The organism is Saccharothrix sp. 6-C (assembly GCF_016695385.1).
Taxonomy (GTDB): domain Bacteria; phylum Actinomycetota; class Actinomycetes; order Mycobacteriales; family Pseudonocardiaceae; genus Actinosynnema; species Actinosynnema texasense.
Genome location: NZ_CP064192.1, coordinates 5,186,602 through 5,208,820 on the forward strand (window position 1 = coordinate 5,186,602; position 22,219 = coordinate 5,208,820).

At 72.9% G+C, this 22,219-nt stretch carries 23 protein-coding genes; 3 read left to right on the plus strand and 20 right to left on the minus strand.

What is annotated here, in order from left to right:
- Positions 1-71: 71 nt before the first annotated feature.
- The 13 genes from IOD16_RS21650 to thrS form a co-directional block, all read right to left on the minus strand.
- Entirely contained in the window at positions 72-416 is a 345-nt protein-coding gene (locus IOD16_RS21650) for a hypothetical protein (RefSeq protein WP_201435890.1), read from the minus strand.
- Complete coding sequence (locus tag IOD16_RS21655) at positions 413-1,390, minus strand: NUDIX hydrolase (protein ID WP_201435891.1); 978 nt, start codon at positions 1,388-1,390, stop codon at positions 413-415. The genes IOD16_RS21650 and IOD16_RS21655 overlap by 4 nt, the downstream gene beginning before the upstream one ends.
- Entirely contained in the window at positions 1,387-2,508 is a 1,122-nt protein-coding gene (locus IOD16_RS21660; RefSeq protein ID WP_201435892.1) for a glycosyltransferase family 4 protein, read from the minus strand. The genes IOD16_RS21655 and IOD16_RS21660 overlap by 4 nt, the downstream gene beginning before the upstream one ends.
- On the minus strand, positions 2,505-3,437 hold the full coding sequence (locus tag IOD16_RS21665) for a phosphatidylinositol mannoside acyltransferase (RefSeq protein WP_201441493.1): 933 nt from the start codon (positions 3,435-3,437) through the stop codon (positions 2,505-2,507). The genes IOD16_RS21660 and IOD16_RS21665 overlap by 4 nt, the downstream gene beginning before the upstream one ends.
- 11 nt (positions 3,438-3,448) lie before the next feature.
- On the minus strand, positions 3,449-4,057 hold the full coding sequence (gene pgsA / locus IOD16_RS21670; RefSeq protein WP_201435893.1) for a phosphatidylinositol phosphate synthase: 609 nt from the start codon (positions 4,055-4,057) through the stop codon (positions 3,449-3,451).
- Between the two features lie 60 nt (positions 4,058-4,117).
- Positions 4,118-4,957, minus strand: coding sequence for a helix-turn-helix domain-containing protein (locus IOD16_RS21675; protein WP_123747261.1), 840 nt, complete (start codon positions 4,955-4,957; stop codon positions 4,118-4,120).
- 208 nt (positions 4,958-5,165) lie between these two features.
- On the minus strand, positions 5,166-5,891 hold the full coding sequence (locus tag IOD16_RS21680) for a zf-HC2 domain-containing protein (RefSeq protein ID WP_201435894.1): 726 nt from the start codon (positions 5,889-5,891) through the stop codon (positions 5,166-5,168).
- Positions 5,888-6,397 carry a sigma-70 family RNA polymerase sigma factor gene (locus IOD16_RS21685; protein ID WP_123747259.1) on the minus strand — a complete coding sequence of 170 codons (510 nt, stop codon included), beginning with the start codon at positions 6,395-6,397 and terminating at the stop codon, positions 5,888-5,890. The genes IOD16_RS21680 and IOD16_RS21685 overlap by 4 nt, the downstream gene beginning before the upstream one ends.
- Positions 6,398-6,412: 15 nt before the next feature.
- Positions 6,413-7,237, minus strand: a complete 825-nt coding sequence (locus tag IOD16_RS21690; protein ID WP_201435895.1) for an enoyl-CoA hydratase/isomerase family protein — start codon at positions 7,235-7,237, stop codon at positions 6,413-6,415.
- 9 nt (positions 7,238-7,246) lie between these two features.
- Entirely contained in the window at positions 7,247-8,461 is a 1,215-nt protein-coding gene (locus IOD16_RS21695; protein WP_201435896.1) for a hypothetical protein, read from the minus strand.
- Positions 8,458-9,969 carry an amino acid adenylation domain-containing protein gene (locus IOD16_RS21700; RefSeq protein ID WP_236594269.1) on the minus strand — a complete coding sequence of 504 codons (1,512 nt, stop codon included), beginning with the start codon at positions 9,967-9,969 and terminating at the stop codon, positions 8,458-8,460. The genes IOD16_RS21695 and IOD16_RS21700 overlap by 4 nt, the downstream gene beginning before the upstream one ends.
- 361 nt (positions 9,970-10,330) lie before the next feature.
- Positions 10,331-10,879, minus strand: a complete 549-nt coding sequence (locus IOD16_RS21705; protein ID WP_123747257.1) for an HIT family protein — start codon at positions 10,877-10,879, stop codon at positions 10,331-10,333.
- Positions 10,876-12,939, minus strand: a complete 2,064-nt coding sequence (gene thrS / locus IOD16_RS21710; RefSeq protein WP_201435898.1) for a threonine--tRNA ligase — start codon at positions 12,937-12,939, stop codon at positions 10,876-10,878. The genes IOD16_RS21705 and thrS overlap by 4 nt, the downstream gene beginning before the upstream one ends.
- 411 nt (positions 12,940-13,350) lie before the next feature.
- Here thrS and IOD16_RS21715 point away from each other — a divergent pair, with 411 nt between their 5' ends.
- Positions 13,351-13,899, plus strand: a complete 549-nt coding sequence (locus tag IOD16_RS21715; RefSeq protein WP_201435899.1) for a hypothetical protein — start codon at positions 13,351-13,353, stop codon at positions 13,897-13,899.
- A gap of 11 nt (positions 13,900-13,910) precedes the next feature.
- Here IOD16_RS21715 and IOD16_RS21720 read toward each other — a convergent pair whose 3' ends face one another.
- Genes IOD16_RS21720 through IOD16_RS21740 form a run of 5 tightly spaced genes read right to left on the minus strand, consistent with a single transcriptional unit; the run spans position 13,911 to position 18,789 of the window.
- Positions 13,911-14,609, minus strand: coding sequence for a FadR/GntR family transcriptional regulator (locus tag IOD16_RS21720; RefSeq protein WP_201435900.1), 699 nt, complete (start codon positions 14,607-14,609; stop codon positions 13,911-13,913).
- A complete protein-coding gene (locus tag IOD16_RS21725; protein ID WP_201435901.1) occupies positions 14,609-15,376 on the minus strand; it encodes a 3-oxoacyl-ACP reductase in 768 nt (255 codons plus the stop codon). The genes IOD16_RS21720 and IOD16_RS21725 overlap by 1 nt, the downstream gene beginning before the upstream one ends.
- 11 nt (positions 15,377-15,387) lie before the next feature.
- Complete coding sequence (locus IOD16_RS21730) at positions 15,388-16,746, minus strand: aldehyde dehydrogenase family protein (protein WP_201435902.1); 1,359 nt, start codon at positions 16,744-16,746, stop codon at positions 15,388-15,390.
- Positions 16,743-17,468 carry a gamma-glutamyl-gamma-aminobutyrate hydrolase family protein gene (locus IOD16_RS21735; protein WP_123747251.1) on the minus strand — a complete coding sequence of 242 codons (726 nt, stop codon included), beginning with the start codon at positions 17,466-17,468 and terminating at the stop codon, positions 16,743-16,745. The genes IOD16_RS21730 and IOD16_RS21735 overlap by 4 nt, the downstream gene beginning before the upstream one ends.
- Positions 17,449-18,789, minus strand: a complete 1,341-nt coding sequence (locus tag IOD16_RS21740) for a glutamine synthetase family protein (RefSeq protein ID WP_201435903.1) — start codon at positions 18,787-18,789, stop codon at positions 17,449-17,451. Before IOD16_RS21740 ends, IOD16_RS21735 begins: the two co-directional genes overlap by 20 nt.
- Before the next feature lie 178 nt (positions 18,790-18,967).
- Here IOD16_RS21740 and eat point away from each other — a divergent pair, with 178 nt between their 5' ends.
- Entirely contained in the window at positions 18,968-20,383 is a 1,416-nt protein-coding gene (gene eat / locus IOD16_RS21745) for an ethanolamine permease (protein WP_201435904.1), read from the plus strand.
- 42 nt (positions 20,384-20,425) lie between these two features.
- On the opposite strand, the gene IOD16_RS21750 is transcribed toward eat, so the two are convergent.
- Positions 20,426-21,082, minus strand: coding sequence for a hypothetical protein (locus IOD16_RS21750; protein WP_201435905.1), 657 nt, complete (start codon positions 21,080-21,082; stop codon positions 20,426-20,428).
- Entirely contained in the window at positions 21,079-21,642 is a 564-nt protein-coding gene (locus IOD16_RS21755; RefSeq protein ID WP_201435906.1) for a SigE family RNA polymerase sigma factor, read from the minus strand. Before IOD16_RS21755 ends, IOD16_RS21750 begins: the two co-directional genes overlap by 4 nt.
- Before the next feature lie 97 nt (positions 21,643-21,739).
- On the opposite strand from IOD16_RS21755, the gene IOD16_RS21760 reads away from it, so the two are divergent.
- Positions 21,740-22,201, plus strand: coding sequence for a CAP domain-containing protein (locus tag IOD16_RS21760; RefSeq protein ID WP_201435907.1), 462 nt, complete (start codon positions 21,740-21,742; stop codon positions 22,199-22,201).
- The last annotated feature ends 18 nt before the right edge of the window (positions 22,202-22,219 follow it).

Consider the following 22,219-nt stretch of genomic DNA (forward strand, 5'->3'; position numbering starts at 1 on the left):
GCCCAGGACGACCCCGGTGAGCCCGACCACCTGGGACGGGCTCACCGCGTCCGACCCGTCCGGCCGCTCGGTCACGCCTCGTGCGGCGACGAGTTCCACTGCTCGACGAAGGTCTCCCGGGTGATCGGCTTGACCGGGTCGTCGTGCGGGTCGATCGGCTCGTCGGTGAGACCGCCGTAGGCGTCCTCCACCCGCCGCCACGAGTAGCGGTGCATCCCGCCCGCCGAGGGCAGCTCGATCTGCCGGATCGCGATCAGCTCCCCCTCGTGCTCCACGGTCTCGTAGAGCGCCCGCGCGCCTTCGTCGACCCAGCCCTCCGCGTCCACGAACTCGAAGTACGCGCGGGGCCGGTCCGACTCCTCCAAGGCGCGGTAGAAGGAGACGACGTCGTCCATCCGGCTCGAGATGCCGATCATCGGACCGAACGGGTCGTGCCGTCCCACCCGACCAGCGCGCCGGGCAGCACCTCGGCCAGCTGCACCGGGTACACCGTCGCGTCGGTGGCCGCCAGTTCCGCCACCGACCACCACCGGTGCCGGCGGATGGTCTGCTGCTCGATCTCGTTGAACCGCGAGGTGTCCACGTCGACTGCCTCCACCTTTCCGACGAAGAACCACTCGACCGCCGCGTAGTTCAAGCCGTCGAAGGCGAACACGGCGTGCCGCTTCCACACCGGACCGACCAGCTCGTCGTCGGAGACCTCGACACCGGTCTCCTCGAACAGCTCCCGCACCGCCGCGGTCCGGACGTCCTCCCCGGGCTCGACCCCACCCCCGACGGTGAACCAGAACAGCTCGTCCGGCCGGGTCGGGTCGAAGCCCTCGAACAACAGCACCCGGTCGTCGGCGTCCAGCAGCACGACCCGCGCCGACACGCGCTGGGTCAAGGTGGACGCCTCGACGTCGCCGCCGGGTTCGGCGATCTCGAAGTAGGACGGCGTCGGCGCGGTGCCCGCCAGCCGCAACCACCGCACGGACCGCCGCCGGCGCAGCGCCAGCGTGTCGCGCACGGCGTCATTGTGCACCCGCCGGGCCAGCACCACCCGTTGCTCCGCGTCGGACAGCTCGGCCGCGAGCGCCGGTTCCAGCACCGACCGGTCCAGCGCATCGAGCAACGCCGAGAGCCGGTTCTCCGCCGCTTCCCGGTCCGGCCGGGTCGACCGCTCGGCCCGGTCCGCCGCCGCGCGCAGCTCGGGCTTGCCGCACACCGCCGCCACCGCCCGCGTCACCACGGCGCGCCGCGCCAGGGCCGCGTCCAGGGCCGCCCAGGCCGCGTCCGTCCTCACGTGCAGCCGGTCGAGCCGGTTGGCCGTGCCGAGCGTCCACGGCCCGATCAGCACGGCCAGCGCCAGCAGCACCAGGAACGTCGTCGCGACGCCGGAACTGGTCACGCCTCACCCACCCGACGCGGGTCGGCCGCCATGGCGCTCTCGTAGACCCGCACCACCTGGTTCGCGACCACCGACCAGTCGAACATCATCACCCGCTGCCGCGCCGCGTCCACGTAGTCCGCCCGCCGCCCGGGGTCGGTCAGCAGCGCCCGTAACGCCGCGGCCAGCGCGGACGAGTCCCCGACGGGGGTCAGCACACCCGCCTTGCCGTCGTCGAGCACGCGCCGGAACGCGTCGAGGTCGCTGGCCAGCACCGCCGCGCCCGCCGACATCGCCTCGGTGAGGATGATCCCGAAGCTCTCGCCGCCGGTGTTGGGCGCGCAGTAGACGTCGACGCTGCGCAGGGCGCGGGCCTTCGTCTCGTCGTCCACCATGCCGAGGAACACCATCCGCGACGCCAGCTCCGGCCCCGCCTGCTTGCGCAGCTCGTCCTCGTCGCCGCGACCCACGACCAGCAGCCGCACGTCCGGCGCGTCGAGCCGGCGGAACGCGTCGAGCAGCACCGGCATGCCCTTGCGCGGCTCGGTGAACCGGCCGACGAACCCGACCGTGCCACCGGGCCGGGGGTAGCCGTCCAGCGGGGCCGCGTCGGCGAAGAACCCGACGTCGACCCCGTTGGGGATCTCCACCGCGTCACCGCCCAGGTGCTCCACCTGCACGCGGCGGGCCAGCGCGGACACCGCGATCCGGGCGGTGATCTTCTCCAGGAACGGTTGCAGCACGGCCTGGAACGCCGACAGCATCTTCGAGCGCGGCGTCGAGGTGTGGAACGTGGCCACGATCGGGCCGTCGGCCACCATCAGCGCCAGCATCGACAGCGACGGCGCGGTCGGCTCGTGCAGGTGCAGCACGTCGAAGTCGTGCTCGGCGATCCACCGCCGGACGCGGGCGAACGACACCGGTCCGAACGACAGCCTCGCCACCGAACCGTTGTACGGGATGCCGACCGCGCGACCGGCCGATGTGACGAACTCCGGCACCGGCGTGTCGTCGTCGGCGGGCGCCAGCACCTCCACCTCGTGACCGAGGCCGCGCAGCGCGCGGGCCAGGTCGACCACGTGCGCCTGCACTCCCCCGGGCACTTCGAAGGAGTACGGGCAGACGATGCCGACCTTCACGCGGATTCCCCCCGGCGGGCCAGCACCCGGCGCAGCGCCTTCTGCCTGCTCTCCGGCAGGTCGGCCAGCCACAGCTGCTGCATCATGTGCCAGTCGGTGGGGTGCGCGGCGATGTCGGCGGCGAACACGTCGGCCATCTGCTGGGTCGCCGCGGGCACGCCCGCCGTGCCGGGCACCCGGATCGGCGGGTGCAGGCGGATGACCCAGCCGTCCTCGGTGAACCACAGGCCGGCCGGGATCAGCGCGGCGCCGGTGGTCGCGGCCAGGTGGGCGGGACCGGCGGGCATCATGGTGCGCTCGCCGAAGAACGTCACGGGCACACCGCCCGCGGTGAGGTCGCGGTCGGCGAGCAGGCAGACGACCTGGTTCGCGCGCAGCCGCTCGGCGAGCACGAGCGCCGGGTTGCGGTCGCCGCCGGTCAGCGGCACGACCTCGAAGCCGAGGCTCTCCCGGAACGCGATGAACCGCCGGTACAGCGACTCGGGCTTGAGCCGCTCGGCGACGGTGGTGAACGTGCCGCAGTGCCCGACCAGCCAGACGCCCGCCATGTCCCAGTTGCCGCAGTGCGGCAGCGCGATGACCGCGCCGCGCCCCTCGGCCAGGGCCGCGTCCAGGTTCTCGACGCCGGTCATCGTCCGGTCCAGCTCGGCGTAGAGCGCCGCCTGGTCCAGCGACGGCATCCGGAACGCCTCGCGCCAGTACCGGGCGTAGGAGCGCACGGCCAGCCGGACCAGCTCGTCCAGCTCGGCCTCGCCCGCCCGCGGCACGACCCGGCGCAGGTTCGCCCGCAGCTGGCGCACGCCACCGCCGCCGCGCTTCGCGGCCCGGTCGGCCGCCGCGTCGGACAACGCCCGCGCCGCCTTCTCCGGCAGCAGCCGCGCCAGGCGCCACCCGGCGGCGTAGCCCAGGTCGGCCAGGCCGCCCTTGATGTCCCGAGCGGTCACGTCCCGAGCTCCTTCGCGGCGCGGCTCACGGCCAGGATGCGCTGCACCACGGTGATCGTCACCAGCGCGGCCAGCAGGTACAGGGCCACCGGCAGGACGTAGGGCACGCCGAGCCCGTGCAGGCCGACGCCGACCAGCGCCACGATGAACCGCTCGGCGCGTTCGGCCAACCCGCCGTCGGCGGAGAGCCCGGACGCCTCGGCGCGCGCCTTGACGTAGGAGGTGACCTGCGCGCCGACCAGCGAGACCAGGGTCGCGGCGGCCAGGCCGTGCTCGTCGGCGCCGAACGCCCACCAGGCGACGGCGGCGAACAGCGCGCCGTCGGCGATCCGGTCGCAGCTCGCGTCCAGCACGGCGCCGAACTTCGTGCCGCCGCCCTGCGCGCGCGCCATGGCGCCGTCGATCAGGTCGAACAGCACGAACACGGTGACCAGCGCCGCGCCCGTGAAGAGCTGCCCGCGCGGGATGAACCACAGCGAGGCGGCGACGGAGCCGACGGTGCCCAGCACCGTGACGGCGTTCGGGGTGAGGCCGCGACGCAGCAGCCACGCACCGATCGGATCGGTGACGCGCGAAACCGACGCGCGGGCGAAGATGTTCAGCATGGGGTGGCGGGGCACCTACCGACGGGGACGAGGTGGTCACCGGCAGCCTAACCACCCAGCTCAGCCGAGCTTGCGGTGGTCCCTGGAGATCTGCTCCAGCAGGTCTTCCAGCGCGTCGCCGCGCACCGCCAGCCGTTCGAGCCTGCCGAACAGGGCCAGGTACTCGCGCACGTCGTGCGGGTCGGTGATGGTCGCGTTGCCGGTCAGCACGCTCAGCGTCACCACCCGCTCGTCGTACACCTGGAACCCGTGCAGGGCCACCATGTTCGCGTCCGCCGTCCACGGCACCACGCCGAGCTGCACGTTCGGCCTGCGGATGATCTGCACGAGGTGGTCGATCTGCTCGCACATCAGGTCCGCCGACCCCATCCGCCAGCGCAGCGCGCTCTCCGCCAGCAGGAACACGAACCGCTTACCCAGATCGTCCATCCGGGCACGGCGACTACGCAGCGTGGCGATCGCGGTGTCCTGCTCGTGCGAGGGCATCGTGTTGTGCACCACCCGCAGGTAGTTCTCGCTCTGCAAGAGCGCGGGCACACCCGCGTTCTGGAAGAAGCGGCTGGTGGTGGCCCGTGCCTCGATCCGGGCCACGGTCTGCTGGTGTCGATGCGCCCCCCGGTGCAGCACCACCCGGCGGGTCTCCGCCTCGGCGTGCAGCTGACGGGCCAACTCCACCAGCTCGACCCTGGTCTCCCTGGTCGCGGACAGCTCAGCGACCAGGCGCTCCACATCGGTCACGGACGGGAGGAGCATGCCGTTCTCGATCTTCGACAGCTTGGACTGGCTCATCCCGGTAGCGCGCGCCGTGGCCGTGCCGGTCATCTTGGCCTCGGTACGCAGCCTCCGTAACTCGCGCGAGAGCCGTTCTCGGGCCAGCCGCGAACGCTCAGGTGCGGTCATGCAACGCACCGTATCGACGCTCACCCCTCTTGACGATCGGCCAGGAAGGTGTCTGAGGCCCCTCCGGCCGTCGCCCCGGGTGATCTGGAACACGTCGGCGGGTGTTTCGGGGTGGCGCACGTGCATCCGGCCGTGCAGGTGCGCCTGCACCAGGTCCCGGGCCTGCGGGTGATCGTCGGGGCGGCCCGCCCGCGGCGGCCGGGAGCGGTCAGAACTCGACGCGGAGCAGGACCAGGTCCTTCTGCACCAATCTGATCTCGACGCCGGTGATGTCGGACCGGGTCAGCTCGGTGGTCGCGGTCGGCCGGGTGGTCGAGCCCGGACCGGCCGTCCAGGTCGCGACCCGCACCGAGGCGCCGCCCGCCACGACCACGTGCAGGGCGTAGGCGAACTCGGGCGGTGGCGGCCCGGCCGGCACGGCGTAGGCGCACAGCACGTCGATCCGGGTGCCCCACGGCTCGTCCACCAGCCGCACGCTGGCCGTCACGGGGCTGGGCACGGTCTGGCGCATCGCCACGTCGGGCGCGGACGTCGGCGCGGCGGTGGTCGAGGCGGTGGTCGGGACCGCGGTCGAGGCGGTGGGAGCGGCCGGTCGCACGGCCAGCGAGACCACCGCCCCCGTGAACGCCGCCACGACCAGCGCGGCGGCCACCAGTGCCCGGACCCGCCACCGCCGCGACCGCTCGGCCGCCAGCAGGCCGGTGAGCACCGCGGCCGGCGGCTCGGCGGCGAACTCGGGCTCGAGCAGGTCGAGCGCCCGGTCGCGGGGCACCGCCGAGAGGATGCCGGGCACGCCGGCGAAGGACGCCACGTCACCCGAGCACTCCGGGCACCCGGCCAGGTGTCCCTCGAACTCCCGCCGTTCGCCGGGCGACAGCGAACCCAGGACGTACGCGGCACCCCAGTCCCGGTACGGATCGACTGGCGAGCTCAACGTCCGGTGACCCCCTTCTCCTCCAACGCCACCCGCAGCGCCCGCAGACCGTAGTGCAGCCGGGACTTCACGGTGCCCTCCGGCAGGTCCAGCACGACGGCGAGCTCGGCGACCGACTGCCCCATGTAGTAAGCACGCACGATCACCGCGCGGTGCTCCGGCGTCAACTGGGTGAGCACATCGGCCACCAACCAGGCGTCCAACGCGGAGTCGCTGTGGTCGTTGCGCGCCCGTTCGGGCAGCCGCTCCGACCCGATCTCCCAGCGGGCGCGGGCGCTGCGCCGCTCGTCGATCACGACGTTGCGCGCCACCGTGTAGAGCCACGCCCGAGCCGCCGTCGCGCCCTGCTCGAGCACCTTGGGGTTGCGCCACGCCCGCAGCAGCGCCTCCTGCACCACGTCGCGGGACAGCTCGTCGTCCCCGGTCAGCCGCCGCACGTACCGCCACAGGGCGGGCGCGTGCTCGTCGTGGAGGGAGCGCAGCAGGGCAATGTGACTGTCGTTGATCGCGCACCTCCTCGGCTAGTCGTGGAGCAGCGGTTCCCGAGCCCCGACCGGGGGGACCGCGCCGGGGAAGACCGGCCGGCGCTTGGCGAGGAAGGCCGCCGTGCCCTCGCGCATGTCGTCGGTGGTGAACGCCTCGCGGAACGCGTCGAGCTCGAACGCCAGCCCGGCGGCGACGGTCGTGCCGCCGGAGGCGTGCACCGCGGCCTTGGCCAGCGCCACCGCCGTGGCCGAGTTGCCCGAGATCCGGCCGAGCACCGCGCGCGCGGCGGCCAGCATCTCATCACGGTCGTCGAACACCGCGGTGACGAGCCCGAGCCGCGCCGCCTCCGCCGCGTCGACGTGCCTGCCGGTGTAGATCAGCTCGCGGGCGGCGGCCGGACCGACCAGGCGTTGGAGCCGGACGCAGCCGCCGAAGCCCGGGATGAGGCCGAGCACGACCTCCGGCTGGCCGAAGACCGCGCGGCGGGTCGCGTAGGCGAAGTCGCACGCCAGCACCACCTCGCAGCCGCCGCCGAGCGCGTAGCCGTCCACGCACGCGACGACCGGGCACGGCACCTCCTCCAGCAGCCGGGTGACGCGCTGGCCCAGCGCCCCGAACCGCACGCCCTCCTCCGGCGTCATCACGGCCATCTCACGGATGTCCGCGCCCGCGATGAACGCCGGGCCGGGCGCCGCGGTGAGGATGATCCCGCGCGGCGCGGGTCCGACGAGGACGCCGGACAGGAAGTGGTCGAGCTCCGCCAGCACCCGGCCGGACAGCGCGTTGCGCGCCGACGGCCGGGACACGGTGACCGTCGTGACGCCGTCCTGTTCTTCGACGAGCAAGGTCGAGTAGTCCACGAAGTCTCCTCACGAGTCCCAGATGGCGCCGAACGCGGGCACACCACGCGCTTCCAGCTCCTCCACCACGTGCCAGGTCGTCTTCTTGTTCGAGATGCAGATCACGGCTTCGGCGTCGAACTCCCGGTGCGCCCGCAGCGCCAGTTCCACCAGGTCGGGCTTGCCGTCGCGGACGGTGTCCCAGACCAGCGCGTCCGGCTGCACGGCCTCGATCTCGTCCACCAGCTCGTCGCCGTAGGTGTCGCGGGGCGTGCGGGTGGACCACACCAGGCGCGACGGCGTGTCCCGCGACAGCAGGTGGGGCAGGCACGGCCCGATGCCGCTGCCGGTGGCCACCCACACCACCCTGGTGAACAGCTTGTCGATGTTGCCGACGCCGGCGGTGGGCACGCCCTTCACCCACAGGTGCGCCGGCAGGTCGTCGATCAGCGAGCCGGTCCAGTCGCCCGCGCGCGAGATGGTGAGCCGGAACCCGGTGCGGCCGGGGGTCGGCACGTTGGCGAACGAGTGCCACTCCAGCAGCGGGTGGCGGCTCACCGCGGTGGACGAGCCGGCGAACGGCGTCACGCCGTGGTCGAACGACACCAGCGCGACGTGCCGCGACGGCCTGGTGATCCGCACCGGCACCCGCCGCAGCCGCGTCCACGGCAGCGCGACGCTCGCCACGACCAGCAGGAGCAGCCAGAACTGGGTCGAGCCGACGAAGCCGGGCTGCCGGGACGAGTGCGCGGCGAACAGGGCGAGCACGGTCCAGCCGGCGAAGCGGTGCACGCGTTCGAACGCGTCGTGCCGCCGCGCCCGCAGGCCGGGCAGGGCGAAGACCGCCATCGCGACCATCAGGGCGAGGATCACCCAGGTCAGCGGGTCGGGCCGGACCACGGCGAGCGCGGTGAACCACGCGGTGGCGCTGAGCGCCGCGCCGACGTGCAGGCCGCCGAAGTGGTAGACCTTGCCCAGGGTCCGGCGCACGCGCAGCGGCCACGTCGTCGGCGCGCTCGTGGCGAGCCGGAACAGCAGGTTGATCACGTGCTGCTGGCGGATCAGGACGGCCAGGGCGACGTTGACGACGACCAGGTCCGCGAGCTCTCGCGCGTCGTCCACGCCGAACGCCGCGACCACGTTGGCCAGGACGACGGCGGCGGCGAGCCGGTTGTGGTGGGTGAACGGGCGCTTGCGGAGCCTGAGTCCCAGCGCCGACGGCGGGTCGGTGCGCGTGGTGGTCATGCGACCGTCACCAGTGACGAGAGCGCGGCCCGGTCCACTTTGCCGCGCGCGGTCAGCGGCAGGTCGTCCACCGCGACGACCAGCGACGGCACGCAGTAGTAGGGCAGGGCGCCCGCGACCGCGTCCGCGGCCGCCGCGGGGTCCACGGTGGCGGGGCTGACGAACCCGACCAGCCGGCCGTCGTGCACGACGGTCGTCGCGCGGGCGCAGCCGGGTGTCGTCTCCAGGGCGGAGGTGACCGCGTCCAGCTCGATCCGGAAGCCCCGCACCTTGACCTGGTCGTCGGTGCGGCCGTGGTGCTCCAGCTCGCCGTCCGGCGTCCAGCGGCCCAGGTCGCGGGTGCGGAACATGAGGTGCTCGCCGCCGAGGAAGGGGTCGGGGCGGTAGCGCTGGGCGGTCAGCACGTCGTTGCCGAGGTAGCCGGCCGTGACGCAGGCGCCGCCCGCCCACATCTCGCCGACCTCGCCGATCCGGCAGGGCCGCAGGTCCTGGTCGAGCACGTAGACCGTGCTGTTGGGGACGGGACGGCCGATGGTCAGCCGGCCCGTGCGCGGGTCGTAGCGCTGCACGGTGTTGACGATCGTGACTTCGGTGGGTCCGCAGGCGTTGTGGAACGCGGCGCGGGCCGACCAGGCGTCGGCGAGGGGTTTGGGGCAGCGTTCACCGGCCACGGCGACCGTCCGCACGTCGGGACACCCGTCGGGGTCCAGTGTGGACAGCACGCCGGGCGTGGCGATGAGCACGGTGGCGGTCTTCGCCGTCTGCCCGATGTCCCGGCCGCGGATGACGGAGGTGGCGCCGTGGGCGAGCGCGCCGAAGATCTCCCACACCGCCATGTCGAACGCGATGTTGAGCAGTTGGGCGACCCGGTCGCCCGGCCGGATGCCGAGGTCGCCGGGCTCGGTGAGCAGGACGTTGCACAGGTTCGCGTGGGTGACGCGGACGCCGTTGGGCACACCGGTGGTGCCGGAGGTGAAGATGACGACGGCCGTGTCACCGGACTCCGCGCGAGGCGGGCCGACGCGGCGGTCCGGGACGGTGTCGAGGGCGAGGACCTTCGGCGCGGCGAGGCCGCGCACGTGCCGGGCGTGCTCGCCGGTGGTCAGGACGACGTCGATGCCGGCGGTGCGGATGACGTGGTCGAGGTGGGCGGCCGGGGTGATCCGGACGTCCTGCGGCACGTACGCCGCGCCGACCTTCAGCACCGCCAGGATGCCGACGACGAGGTGGGTCGAGCGCGTTAAGAAGACGCCGACGTGGTCGCCGGGGCGCACGCCCGCGTCGAGGAGTTCGGCCGCCACGACGTTCGCGCGGTGGTCGAGTTCGCCGTAGGTCACGCAGGCGCCTTCGTGCTCGACCGCCCGCGCGTGCGGCGACCGCGCCGCGTGGGACTCGAAGGCGTGGTGGATCCGGTGGAACGGCGGTGTCGCGGTCGGACCGCGGCCGAATCGCCGGAACAGGGAGCGGTCGTCCGGGGGCAGGCCTAGCACGGCGTCGGGCTCGGTCATGGCCGTCACAGGGTGCGCACCTCTCGTCAGCCGGGCGTGGACACCCGGTCTGAACGAGACAGCCCCACCGTCCGTTCAAGCCGAAACCAAAAAAGTTGAACTTTCGCCGACCTCGTGAGTCGAACGCCCGGGACCCCGTGTCGAACGCTCAAGACCCCTGCGTCGAACACTCAGGTCATCGCAGTCGAACGCCCCGGGCGCGGCAGTCGAACGGGCCGGGTGTCCGCGTCACCAGTCGAGACGGGCGGGTGCCTCTTCGCGCCGTGGGGCCCGTCGACCCACGGCGCCCGGCGGGCGCGTTCGGTGCGGTCATCCTCGTCCCGCCGCACGGGACCGTCCCGGGCAGGCCTCGCCCGGATCGTCAGCCGGCGGCGGACCAGGCGTCGGCCAGGAGCTGCCTGGTCTCGCCGAGCAGTTGCGGCAGGACCTTGGTGTGGCCGATCACCGGCATGAAGTTCGCGTCGCCGCCCCAGCGCGGCACCACGTGCTGGTGCAGGTGGGCCGCGATGCCCGCGCCCGCCACCACGCCCTGGTTCATGCCGACGTTGAACCCGTGCGGCGCGGACGCCGACCTGATCACCCGCATCGCCTTCTGGGTGAACGCGGCGAACTCCGCCGTCTCGGCCTCGGTCAGGTCGGTGTAGTCGGGCACGTGCCGGTACGGCAGCACCATCAGGTGGCCCGGGTTGTACGGGTACAGGTTGAGCACCGCGAACACCAGCTCGCCGCGCGCCAGGATCAGGCCCTCGGCGTCGTCCAGCCCGATCACCCGGCAGAACGGGCACCCCTCGGGCTCGTCGCCGACGGCCTTGCCCTCACCGCGCACGTACGAGAGGCGGTGCGGGGTCCACAACCGCTGCAACGCGTCGTGGACCCCGACCCCGTCCTGTTCCTCGTGCCGGTCCGTCACTGGACGAGTTCCGCCGTGGGCGAGGCGTTCTCGCGTCGCGCCACCCAGTCCACGACCGTCTCGACGGCGCGCTCGACCGGCACGCCGTTGATCTGCGTGCCGTCGCGGAACCGGAACGACACCGCGCCCTGCTCCACGTCCTTGCCGCCCGCGAGCAGCATGAACGGCACCTTCTGCGTGGTGTGGTTGCGGATCTTCTTCTGCATCCGGTCGTCGGAGGCGTCCACCTCGACCCGGATGCCCTTCGCCTTGAGCTGCGCCGCCACCGCGAGCAGGTGGTCGACGTGCTCGTCCGCGATCGGGATGCCCACCACCTGCACGGGCGCCAGCCACGCCGGGAACGCGCCCGCGTAGTGCTCGGTCAGCACGCCGAAGAACCGCTCGACCGAGCCGAACAGCGCGCGGTGGATCATGACCGGGCGCTGCCGCGTGCCGTCCGGGCCGGTGTACTCCAGCTCGAACCGCTCGGGCAGGTTGAAGTCCACCTGGATGGTCGACATCTGCCAGGTGCGGCCCAGCGCGTCCTTCGCCTGCACGGAGATCTTCGGCCCGTAGAACGCGGCGCCGCCCGGGTCGGGCACCAGTTCCAGCCCGGAGTCCTCGGCCGCGACGCGCAGCGCCTCCGTGGCCTTCTCCCAGACCTCGTCGGAGCCGACGGACTTCTCCGGGTTGCGGGTCGACAGCTCCAGGTAGAAGTCGTCCAGGCCGTAGTCGCGCAGCAGCCCGAGCACGAAGGACAGCAGCGACTTCAGCTCGTCCTGCACCTGGTCGGGCGTGCAGAAGATGTGCGCGTCGTCCTGCGTCATGCCGCGCACGCGGGTCAGGCCGTGGATCACGCCGGACTTCTCGTACCGGTACACGCCGCCGAACTCGAACATGCGCAGCGGCAGCTCGCGGTAGGACCGCCCGCGCGACTTGAAGATCAGGTCGTGGAACGGGCAGTTCATCGGCTTGAGGTAGTAGTCCTGGCCGGGCTTGCGGACCGTGCCGTCCTCGTTGAGCTCGGCGTCGAGGTGCATCGCCGGGTACATGCCGTCGCGGTACCAGTCGAGGTGACCGGACGTCTCGAACAGGTTGCCCTTGGTGATGTGCGGCGAGTAGACGAACTCGTAGCCCTCTTCGGTGTGCCGGGCGCGCGAGTAGTCCTCCATGGCCTTGCGGATGACGCCACCCTTGGGGTGGAACACCGCCAGGCCGGAGCCGATCTCGTCCGGGAAGCTGAACAGGTCCAGCTCGACGCCCAGCTTGCGGTGGTCGCGCCGCTCGGCCTCGGCCAGCAGCTCCAGGTGCGCGTCCAGCGCCTCCTGCGACTCCCACGCCGTGCCGTAGATGCGCTGCAGCTGCGGGTTCTTCTCGTTGCCGCGCCAGTACGCGGCGGCGACGCGGGTCAGCTTGAACGCCGGGATGTGCTTGGTCGTCGGCACGTGCGGGCCGCGGCACAGGTCGCCCCACACGCGCTCGCCGGACCGCGGGTCGAGGTTGTCGTAGATGGTCAGCTCGCCGCCGCCGACCTCCATGATCTCGGAGGTGTCGACGGCGGTGTCGGACGATCCGGACTTGAGGTCCACCAGCTCGAGCTTGAACGGCTCGTTCGCCAGCTCGACCTTGGCCGCGTCGACCGACTCGACCACGCGGCGGTTGAACCGCTGCGCGCCCTTGATGATCGACTTCATGCGCTTCTCCAGCGCCTGGAGGTCTTCGGGCGTGAACGGCTTGTCGACCCGGAAGTCGTAGTAGAAGCCGTCCTTGACCGGCGGGCCGATGCCCAGCTCGGCGTCGGGGAACTGCTGCTGGACGGCCTGCGCCAGCACGTGGGCGGCGGAGTGCCGGATGACGCTGCGGCCGGCCTCGGTGTCGGCGGCGACCGCCTCGACCTCGACGTCCACCTGCGGCGCCCACGACAGGTCGCGCAGGTGGCCTTCGGGGTCGCGCACGACCACGACGGCGTCCGACCCCTTGCCCGGGAGCCCCGCTTCACGCACCGCCGTCCCCGCGGTGGTCCCCGCCGTCACCACCACGCGCGGTGGGGTCGGGACGGCTGCGGGACGTGGCTGGGACACGGTGACTCCTCGGTGTGGGTGGGTCCTGTGCCCGAGATGTTATCGGTGCGCGCCGAGTCCTTTTCCGGCGCACCGGGTCGGCCGGTCCGGTGTCCCGCGGATCACCCGGTCGGGTGGGCGCCCGGCCGCGGATCAGGGCGGGCGGCGCGTCGACCGAGGTCACGGCACGTCCGGTGGGGCGCCGGCGGCGGACGGGGTCGCGGCGGCGGGCAGGTCGCGGCCAGGTCGGCGAGCGGGGCCTCGCGGTCGCGGTCACGACCGGGCCGGGGCGAGGCGCGGCGACGCCAGGACGGCCCGGTCGGCCCGGCCTCGTCGAGATCGGCTCACAGCGGACCGACAGCCGCTCATCAGCCTCCGCTCAGGTCGACCGCGCACGATGGCGTCACCAGCACGGGAGAGCAGGAGCCCGCCATGTCAGACCCGAACCAGCCACCACGCGCCACCCCCGACCCGGCGGCGGACCGGACTCCCGCCACACCGCCCGCGCCGGACCAGCCGCCCGCCGACGCCACCACGCCCCTGTCCACCCCGCCCGCGTCCGCCCCGCCCCAGTCCGGCCCGGCGCCGGACCCCGCGAACCCGGCCGCACCCGACACGCCCTCCGCGGGCCCCGCGCCCGAGCAGCCGGCGGCGCGGCCCGCCGCCGGACCGGCCGCCCACCAGGCCCCCGGCGCACCGCACCCCGGCCACTACCCGCCGCCTCCCGGCAGGGGTGCGGTGGTCGGCCGGGTCGTCAGGCACCGCGCGACCCAGCTGGTCGCCGTCGGCCTGCTCGGGCTCGTCCTCGGCGGCGGGATCGTGGCGCTGCTCGACCACGACCGCCCCCGGCACGGCGTCGGGGCCGACCGGCCCGGTCACTCGCGGTTCGACGAGCGCGGCGAGCGCGGTGACCGGGGCGAGCGGGGAGACCGGGGAGACCGCGGCCCCGACCGGTTCCCGGGACGCGACTTCGAGCGCTGACCCGGGCCGGCTCAGGACAGGAAGCCGCGCAGCAGCAGAGCCGTGCCGTCCAGGTGCTCGGCCATCGCCCGCCGCGCGGCCTCCGGGTCGCCCGCCACGATGTGGGTCACGATCTCCTCGTGCTGCTCGTTGGAGTGCGCCAGGTTCGGCGGCAGCAGCGGTATCCGGTCGAGCAGCGCGTTCACCCTGGTCCGGGCGTCGGCGACGGCCGCCGTGAGCGACGGCGAGCCGGTCGCCTCGGCGATCGCCAGGTGCAGCCGCGAGTCCTTGCGCCGGTAGGAGTCCACCGACGCGTCACGGCACTCGACCAGCCGCGCCAGCAGGTTGCGCCGCTCCACCGGGCCCAGGGCGCGACCGGCCGCGCACTGCGCCGCGCCCGTCTCCACCGCCCACCGCAACGTCAACGCGTCCGCCAGCTCACCGGCGTCGACCCGGCGGTCCGGCGCGGGCGCCGGCAACGGCGAGTTCACGAACGTCCCGCCGTACCGGCCGCGGCGCGACTCGACGTACCCGGCGTCCTGGAGCGACCGGATCGCCTCGCGCAACGTCACCCGGCTGACACCCAACCGCGCCGCCAGGTCGCGCTCCGCGGGCAGCCTCTCCCCCGGGCCCACCACACCGAGCCGGATCGCCTGCACGAGCCGCTCCACCGTCTCCTCGAACGCGTTGCCCGCCCGCACGGGGCGGAACAGCGCGTCCCGCAGCGGCATCACAGCGGTGTCACGTAGGCACCGGCGATCCCGCCGTCCACCAGGAAGTTCGACGCGGTGATGAACGACGAGTCGTCACTGGCCAGGAACGCCACCGCCGCCGCGATCTCGGTCGGCTCGGCGAACCGGCCCAGCGGCACGTGCACCAACCGCCGCGCGGCCCGCTCCGGGTCCTTCGCGAACAGCTCCCGCAGCAGCGGCGTGTTCACCGGCCCGGGTGACAGGGCGTTCACCCGCACCCCCTGCCGGGCGAACTGCACGCCCAGTTCGCGGCTCATCGCCAGCACGCCGCCCTTGGACGCCGTGTACGAGATCTGGGACGTCGCCGCGCCCATCGTCGCCACGAACGACGCCGTGTTGATCACCGAACCGCGCCCGCGTTCGAGCATGTGCGGGATCACGTGCTTGCAGCACAGGTACACCGACGTCAGGTTGACCTTCTGCACCCGGTCCCACGCCTCGATGCCCGTGGTCAGGATCGAGTCGTCGTCCGGTGGCGAGATGCCCGCGTTGTTGAACGCCACGTCCACTGAGCCGTAGGTGTCCACAGTGGTCTGGTACAGCGCCGACACCTGCTCCTCGTCGGTCACGTCGACCTGGACGAACAACCCGCCCACCTCGTCGGCCGCCGCCTTGCCGGACTCCGCGTCGACGTCCGCGACGACGACCCGCGCGCCCTCCGACGCCAGCCGTCGCACCGAGGCCAGGCCGATGCCGCTGCCACCGCCGGTGACCACGGCGACCCGGCCCTCAAGTCGCACAACCATGTCTCTCCCAATCAGTGAGCGATGAAGACGTTCTTGGTCTCGGTGAACGAGTCGGGGGCGTCCGGCCCCAGCTCGCGCCCCAGCCCGGACTGCTTGAACCCGCCGAACGGGGTCCAGTACCGCACCGAGGAGTGGGAGTTCACCGACAGGTTCCCCGCCTCGACGGCGCGCGACACGCGCAGCGCCCGGCCCACGTCCCGCGTCCAGATCGACCCCGACAGGCCGAAGGCGCTGTCGTTGGCCAACCGCACCGCGTCCTCCTCGTCGGTGAACGGCAGCACCGCCACCACCGGGCCGAAGATCTCCTCGACCGCGGCCCGGTCGCCGGGCGCGACGGGCGCCAGGACGGTCGGCGGGAACCAGAAACCGGGGCCGGGCGGAGCCGAGCCGCGGAACGCCACCGGCGCGTCGGGCGGCACGTAGGACGCGACCTTCTCCCGGTGCGCGGCCGAGATCAACGGCCCCATCTCGGTGGCCTCGTCGCCGGGCTCGCCGACCACGACGCCCTTGACCGCGGGCTCCAGCAGCTCCATGAACCGGTCGTAGACCGACGCCTGCACCAGGATCCGGGACCGCGCGCAGCAGTCCTGGCCCGCGTTGTCGAACACCCCGTAGGGCGCGGTGGCCGCGGCGCGCTCCAGGTCCGCGTCGGCGAACACGATGTTCGCGGACTTGCCGCCCAGCTCCAGCGTGACCCGCTTCACCTGGTCCGCGCAGCCGGCCATGACCTGCCTGCCGACCCGGGTCGAGCCGGTGAACACGACCTTGCGCACGTCGGGGTGCGTGACGAACCGCTGCCCCACCACCGGTCCCGCGCCCGGCAGCACCTGGAACACGTCCGGCGGCAAGCCGGCCTCCAACGCCAGCGAGGCGAGCCGCAGGGCCGTCAACGGCGTCAGCTCGGCGGGTTTGAGCACCACCGTGTTCCCCGCCGCGAGCGCGGGCGCGAAGCCCCACCCGGCGATCGGCATCGGGAAGTTCCACGGCACGATCACGCCGACCACGCCGACCGGCTCGTGGAAGGTCACGTTCAGCCCGCCGGGCACCGGGATCTGCCTGCCGAACAGCCGTTCCGGCGCGGCCGAGTAGTAGTGCAGCACGTCGCGGACGTTCCCTGCCTCCCACCGCGCGTTGCCGATGGTGTGCCCGGCGTTGAGCACCTCCAGCGCCGCCAGCTCCTCCACCGCGCCGTCGACCGCCTCGGCGAACCGTCGCAGCAGCCGGGCCCGGTCGCCCGGCGCGACCGCGCGCCACGCGGGCAGCGCCGCCGACGCGCGGGCGATCGCCGCGTCGGTCTCCTCCGGCGTCGCCAGCGGCACCGAGCGGACCACCTCCTCGGTGGCCGGGTTGATGACGTCGAACGTGGTCACTGCTCACCCCTGTTCCGAGCTGCCCGGTCCCGTCCCGCGCCGACGAGCGCGGCGAACAAGCGGTCGTCCTCGGTGTCGGCCTCCGGGTGCGACTGCACGCCGAGCACGAACCGCGCGCCCGTCAGCTCCACCGCCTCCACCGTGCCGTCCGGCGCGCGCGCGACCACCCGCAGGCCGTCGCCGAGGACGTCCAACGCCTGGTGGTGGTGGCAGAACACGGTGGTGGCGAGGCCGACGATGCCGGCGAGCGCCGAACCGGGCGCGACCGCGATCCCGGTGTGCTCGTACACGGCGGGCGACGGGTTGTGGCCGTCGACGTGCTGGACCAGCGTGCCGCCCAGCGCCACGTTGAGCACCTGCATGCCGCGGCACACCGCGAGCAGCGGCAGGTCCAGCTCCAACGCCGCGCGGGCCAGGCCCAGCTCGACCGCGTCGCGCTCGGGCCGCGCCGGCCCGGTGCGCGGGTCGCGCGGCCGCCCGTACCGCGCCGGGTCGACGTCCGCGCCGCCCGCCAGCACCAGGCCGTCGAGGAAGGAGGCGCTGTCGGCGTCCCACGTGCCGACCGGCGGCAGCAGCACGGGGTTGCCGCCCGCGCGCACCACCGAGTCGAGGTAGTCGCGGTGCAGGACCGCCGCCTCCACGTCCCAGACGCCGAACTTCGCGCGCTCCAGGTACGTCGTGACGCCGATCAGCGGCCGTGCCCTAGAGCCGTTCGAAACCACGGATGCGCTCCCAGTCCGTCACCGACGAGTCGAACGCGGCCAGCTCCACGCGGGCCGCGTTGAGGTAGTGGTCCACGACGTCCGCCCCGAACGCCTCGCGCGCGAGCTCGCTCTTGGCCAGCAGGGACGCGGCGTCGCGCAGCGTGGTGGGCACGGTCGGCTTGTCGGAGGTGTAGGCGTTGCCGGTGAACTCCCGCTCCAGCGGCAGCTCGTTGTCCACGCCGTGCAGACCGGCCGCGATCAGCGCGGCGACGGCCAGGTACGGGTTCACGTCCGCGCCGGGCACCCGGTTCTCGAACCGCAGCGACTGGCCGTGCCCGACCACGCGCAGCGCGCACGTCCGGTTGTCCTTGCCCCACGCCACCGCGGTCGGCGCGAAGCTGCCCTGCGCGTACCGCTTGTAGGAGTTGATGTTCGGCGCCAGGAAGTAGGTCAGCTCGCGCAGGGCGGCCAGCTGCCCCGCCATGAAGTGCTCCATGAGCCGGGACATGCCGGGCCCCTCGGCGAACACCGGCTCGCCGTCGGCCGAGCGCAGGCTGAGGTGGATGTGGCAGGAGCTGCCCTCGCGCTCGTTGTACTTCGCCATGAACGTCAGCGCCTTGCCCTGCTGCGCCGCGATCTCCTTGGCGCCGGTCTTGTAGAGGCTGTGGTTGTCGCAGGTCGCCAGCGCCTCGGTGTAGCGGAACGCGATCTCGTGCTGGCCGGGGTTGCACTCGCCCTTGGCCGACTCGACCACCATGCCCGCGCCCGCCATGTGGTTGCGGATGGCGCGCAGCAGCGGCTCGACGCGCGCGGTGCCCAGCAGCGAGTAGTCCACGTTGTACTGGTTGGCCGGGGTGAGGCCGCGGTAGCCGCGGTCCCAGGCGTCCTCGTAGGTGTTGTCGAAGACGATGAACTCGAGCTCCGTGCCGACGAACGCGCGCAGCCCGCGCTCGGCGAGCCGGTCGAGCTGCCGCTTGAGGATCTGGCGCGGGGAGGCCACGACCGGCGCGCCGTCCTCCCAGACGAGGTCGCACATGACCAGCGCGGTGCCCTCGTGCCACGGCACTCGGCGCAGCGTGGACAGGTCCGGCTTCATCACGAAGTCGCCGTAGCCGCTGTCCCACGACGACATGGCGTAGCCGCCGACGGTGTTCATCTCCACGTCGACGGCCAGCAGGTAGTTGCAGCCCTCGGCGGTGTTCGGCAGGACCTCGTCCACGAAGTAGCGGGCGGCGCAGCGCTTGCCCTGCAGGCGGCCCTGCATGTCGACCGCGGCGACCAGCACCGTGTCGATGTCCCCGGCGTCCACGAGCACGCGCAACTCCTCCACGGCGAGCATCCGCAGTACCTCCAAAGGTATGTCAGCGAGCCATTGGACGCCTCATCTTGACACCTTCGAGTGAAGGCCGCCACACCCCTCTCGCGTCGACTTTCCGGCGGGGCGGCTGTTGACACGATCCGGTGACCCGCGCCACTCTCCCTGCAAAGGAGCGCGACTGACCCATTAGGGAGCGCAGATGGCCAAACACGTCGAGTACGAGAAGGTGGGCAGCGAGTACCTGGAGCACCGGCAGCTCAAGCGGGGCGCCGCGGGCTGGGTGCTGCTGGCGGGGCTGGGGGTCTCGTACGTCATCTCCGGCGACTTCGCCGGGTGGAACTTCGGGCTCGCCCAGGGCGGCTGGGGCGGTCTGCTGGTCGCGACGATCCTGATGGGCGCCATGTACACGTGCATGGTGTTCGGCTTGGCGGAGCTGGCCGCCGCGCTGCCCGTGGCCGGCGCCGGGTACGGCTTCGCGAGACGTGCGCTCGGACCGCTGGGCGGGTTCGCCACGGGCATCGCGATCCTGGTCGAGTACGCCATCGCGCCCGCCGCGATCGTCGTGTTCATCGGCGACTACGTGCAGGCCCTCGGGCTGTTCGGGCTCACCAGCTCGTGGCCGGTGTACCTGGTCTGCTACGCGATCTTCGTCGGCGTGCACCTGGTCGGCGTCGGCGAGGCGCTGCGGCTGATGTTCGTGATCACCGGGGTCGCGGTGGTCGCGCTGATCGCGTTCGCGGTCGGGATGGTCCCGAAGTTCGACTCCGCGAAGCTGTTCGACGTCGGGGACGGCAGCTTCCTGCCGTTCGGCGTCACGGGCGCGCTGGGCGCGCTGGTGTACGCGATCTGGTTCTTCCTCGCCGTCGAGGGCGTGCCGCTGGCGGCCGAGGAGGCGCGCGACCCGAAGAAGGACATGCCGCGCGGCATCATCGGCGCGATGCTGGCCCTGCTGGTGTTCGCGGCGGCGATCCTCGTGCTCGCGCCGGGCGGTGCGGGTTCGGCGGCGTTGATGTCGTCGGGCAACCCGCTGCCGGAGGCGGTGCGCGCGGCCTACGGCGGCGACAACGCGCTGGCGCGGGTCGTGAACTACGTGGGCCTGGCCGGGCTCGTGGCGTCGTTCTTCTCGATCATCTTCGCGTACTCGCGGCAGCTGTTCGCGCTGTCCCGGGCGGGCTACCTGCCGCGCTGGCTGTCGAAGACCGGCAAGCGGAAGACGCCGTACCTGGCGCTGATCGTGCCCGGCACCATCGGCTTCGTGCTCGCGGCGGTCCTGAAGAGCGGCGCCACCCTGATCAACGTCGCGGTGTTCGGCGCGGCGCTGTCGTACGTGCTGATGATGGTGTCGCACATCGTGCTGCGGGTGCGCGAGCCGGAGCTGGCGCGGCCCTACCGGACGCCGGGCGGCGTCGTCACCACCGGGGTGGCGCTGGTGCTCGCGGTGGCGGCGGTCGTGGCGACGTTCTTCGTGGACGAGCTGGCCGCCGGGATCACCGCGGGCATCGTCGTGGTGGCGCTGGCGTACTACTGGTTCCACAGCAGGCACCACCTGGTGGCCGCCGCGCCGGAGGAGGAGTTCGCCGCCATCGCGCAGGCCGAGGAGGAGCTGAAGGACTGACCGGCGGTGGTCGGGTGGCGGACCCCGCCGCCACCCGACCGCTCACCAGTCGCCGGGCGCGTACGGGAACTCGCCGCCGTCGGCGCGGACGATCGCGGCGAACTCCTCCAACGGCCGCGTGACGTCGCCGAACCGGAACACCTCGTCGCGCGACAGGAGGAGGCAGTTCATGTCGATCCTGACCACCTGCCGGCTCCCGTCCGGGTAACCGAGGACGATCTGGTACTCGCGCCGCGCCGGCACCGGGCACGCCATGTTCCTCATCTCGTGCACCTCCTTCGGGGCCAGGGAGTTCATCGCCCGGACCACGGTCGCGACGTCGTGCCCGATCTCGGCGCGGTACGAGATGTGCGTTCCCTCGCCGTGCACGCAGAGCAGCGCGTTCACCGCCGACTCGTCCGCCACCGGGCCGTCCGCCTCCACCGCCGGGAACGGCCGCTCCACGACTCCGGGGGGGCAGTCGAGGACGGGCGCCGCCGCCGTCACCGGCGCTCGGGAGGCGACCGGGGTCCCCTCCCGAGCGCCGCGGAGCAGCTGGGCCCCGAGCAACGCGCCCGCCGTCACCGCCACGGCCACCCCCGCCGCCACGCCCGCGCGGGCCCGGCGCCGCCGCCGCACCCGCCGGCCCACCTCCGCCACCCGGTCGACCTCCGGCAGCTCCGGCACGGCGTCGGTCAACAGCGCGCGCAAGCCCTTCACAGCACTACCCCCTCGTCCATCAGCGTCTTGAGCACGGCGTCCTCCCGGAGCACGGCGAGCGCCCGCGACGTGTGCGTCTTGATCGACCCGGTGGAGCACCCCAGCACGCGGGCCGCCTCCTGCACGCTGCAGTCCTCGAAGAACCGCAGCACCACCACCGCCCGCTGCCGGACGCTCAGCCGCGCGAGCCGGGCGCGCACGGCCAGCCGCACGACCGCGTCGCCCGCCACGTCGTCCCGCGTCACGGTGTCCGGCAACGCGGCGGACGGCGTCTCCACCCGCCAGCGCCGTCGCCACCAGGTCATGTACGTCGTGTAGAGCACGCGTCGGGCGTAGGCGCCGGGTTCGTCCACCTTGGACCAGCGCTCCCACAGCCGCACGAGGGCCACCTGCACCAGGTCCTCGGCCTTGTGCGCGTCGCCGGTGAGCAACCAGGCCGCGCGGACCAACGAGTCGGATCCCTCGGCGACGAACTCGGCGAACCCCGCCGGCGATCCCGGATCACTGCGCATCAGCACCTCCACCACCAAGACGACCTGGCCCTCGGAGTCGGTTGACACGTCGTCACCACAGTTCCACCTATCGTGGAATACAGGTCCTCTCTCAAGTGGGAACCCCTTGACAACAGGAGCCCCGACCACGAGAAGAGGAACGATCATGAAGAGCAAGGTGATCACCGCCGGAGCGGCAGTCGCGGCGCTCGTGCTCACGGCCACTCCGGCACTCGCCACGCAGACGTTCGAAGACCGGGTTTTGAGTCTGACGAACGGGGAACGCGCCGCCGTCGGCTGTCCGGCGCTCACCGCGAACGCCCAGCTCGACGCGGCAGCCAGGCGGCACACCGACGACATGGCGCGCACCGGCAACTTCAGTCATACCGGCACCGACGGGAGCACAGCCGGGCAACGCGTCACCGATGCGGGGTACCCCTTCCGCATGATGGCCGAGAACATCGCCGCCGGTCAGGGCACGGCGGACGAAGTCGTGAGCTCTTGGATGAGCAGCGAGGGCCACCGGGCCAACATCCTGAACTGCGAGCTGCGGGACCTGGGCGTCGCCCGCGCCGTGGACGGCAACAACAAGAGCTACTGGACGCAGGACTTCGGCGTCACGGGCTGACGCCCCGCCGGTTCTCCG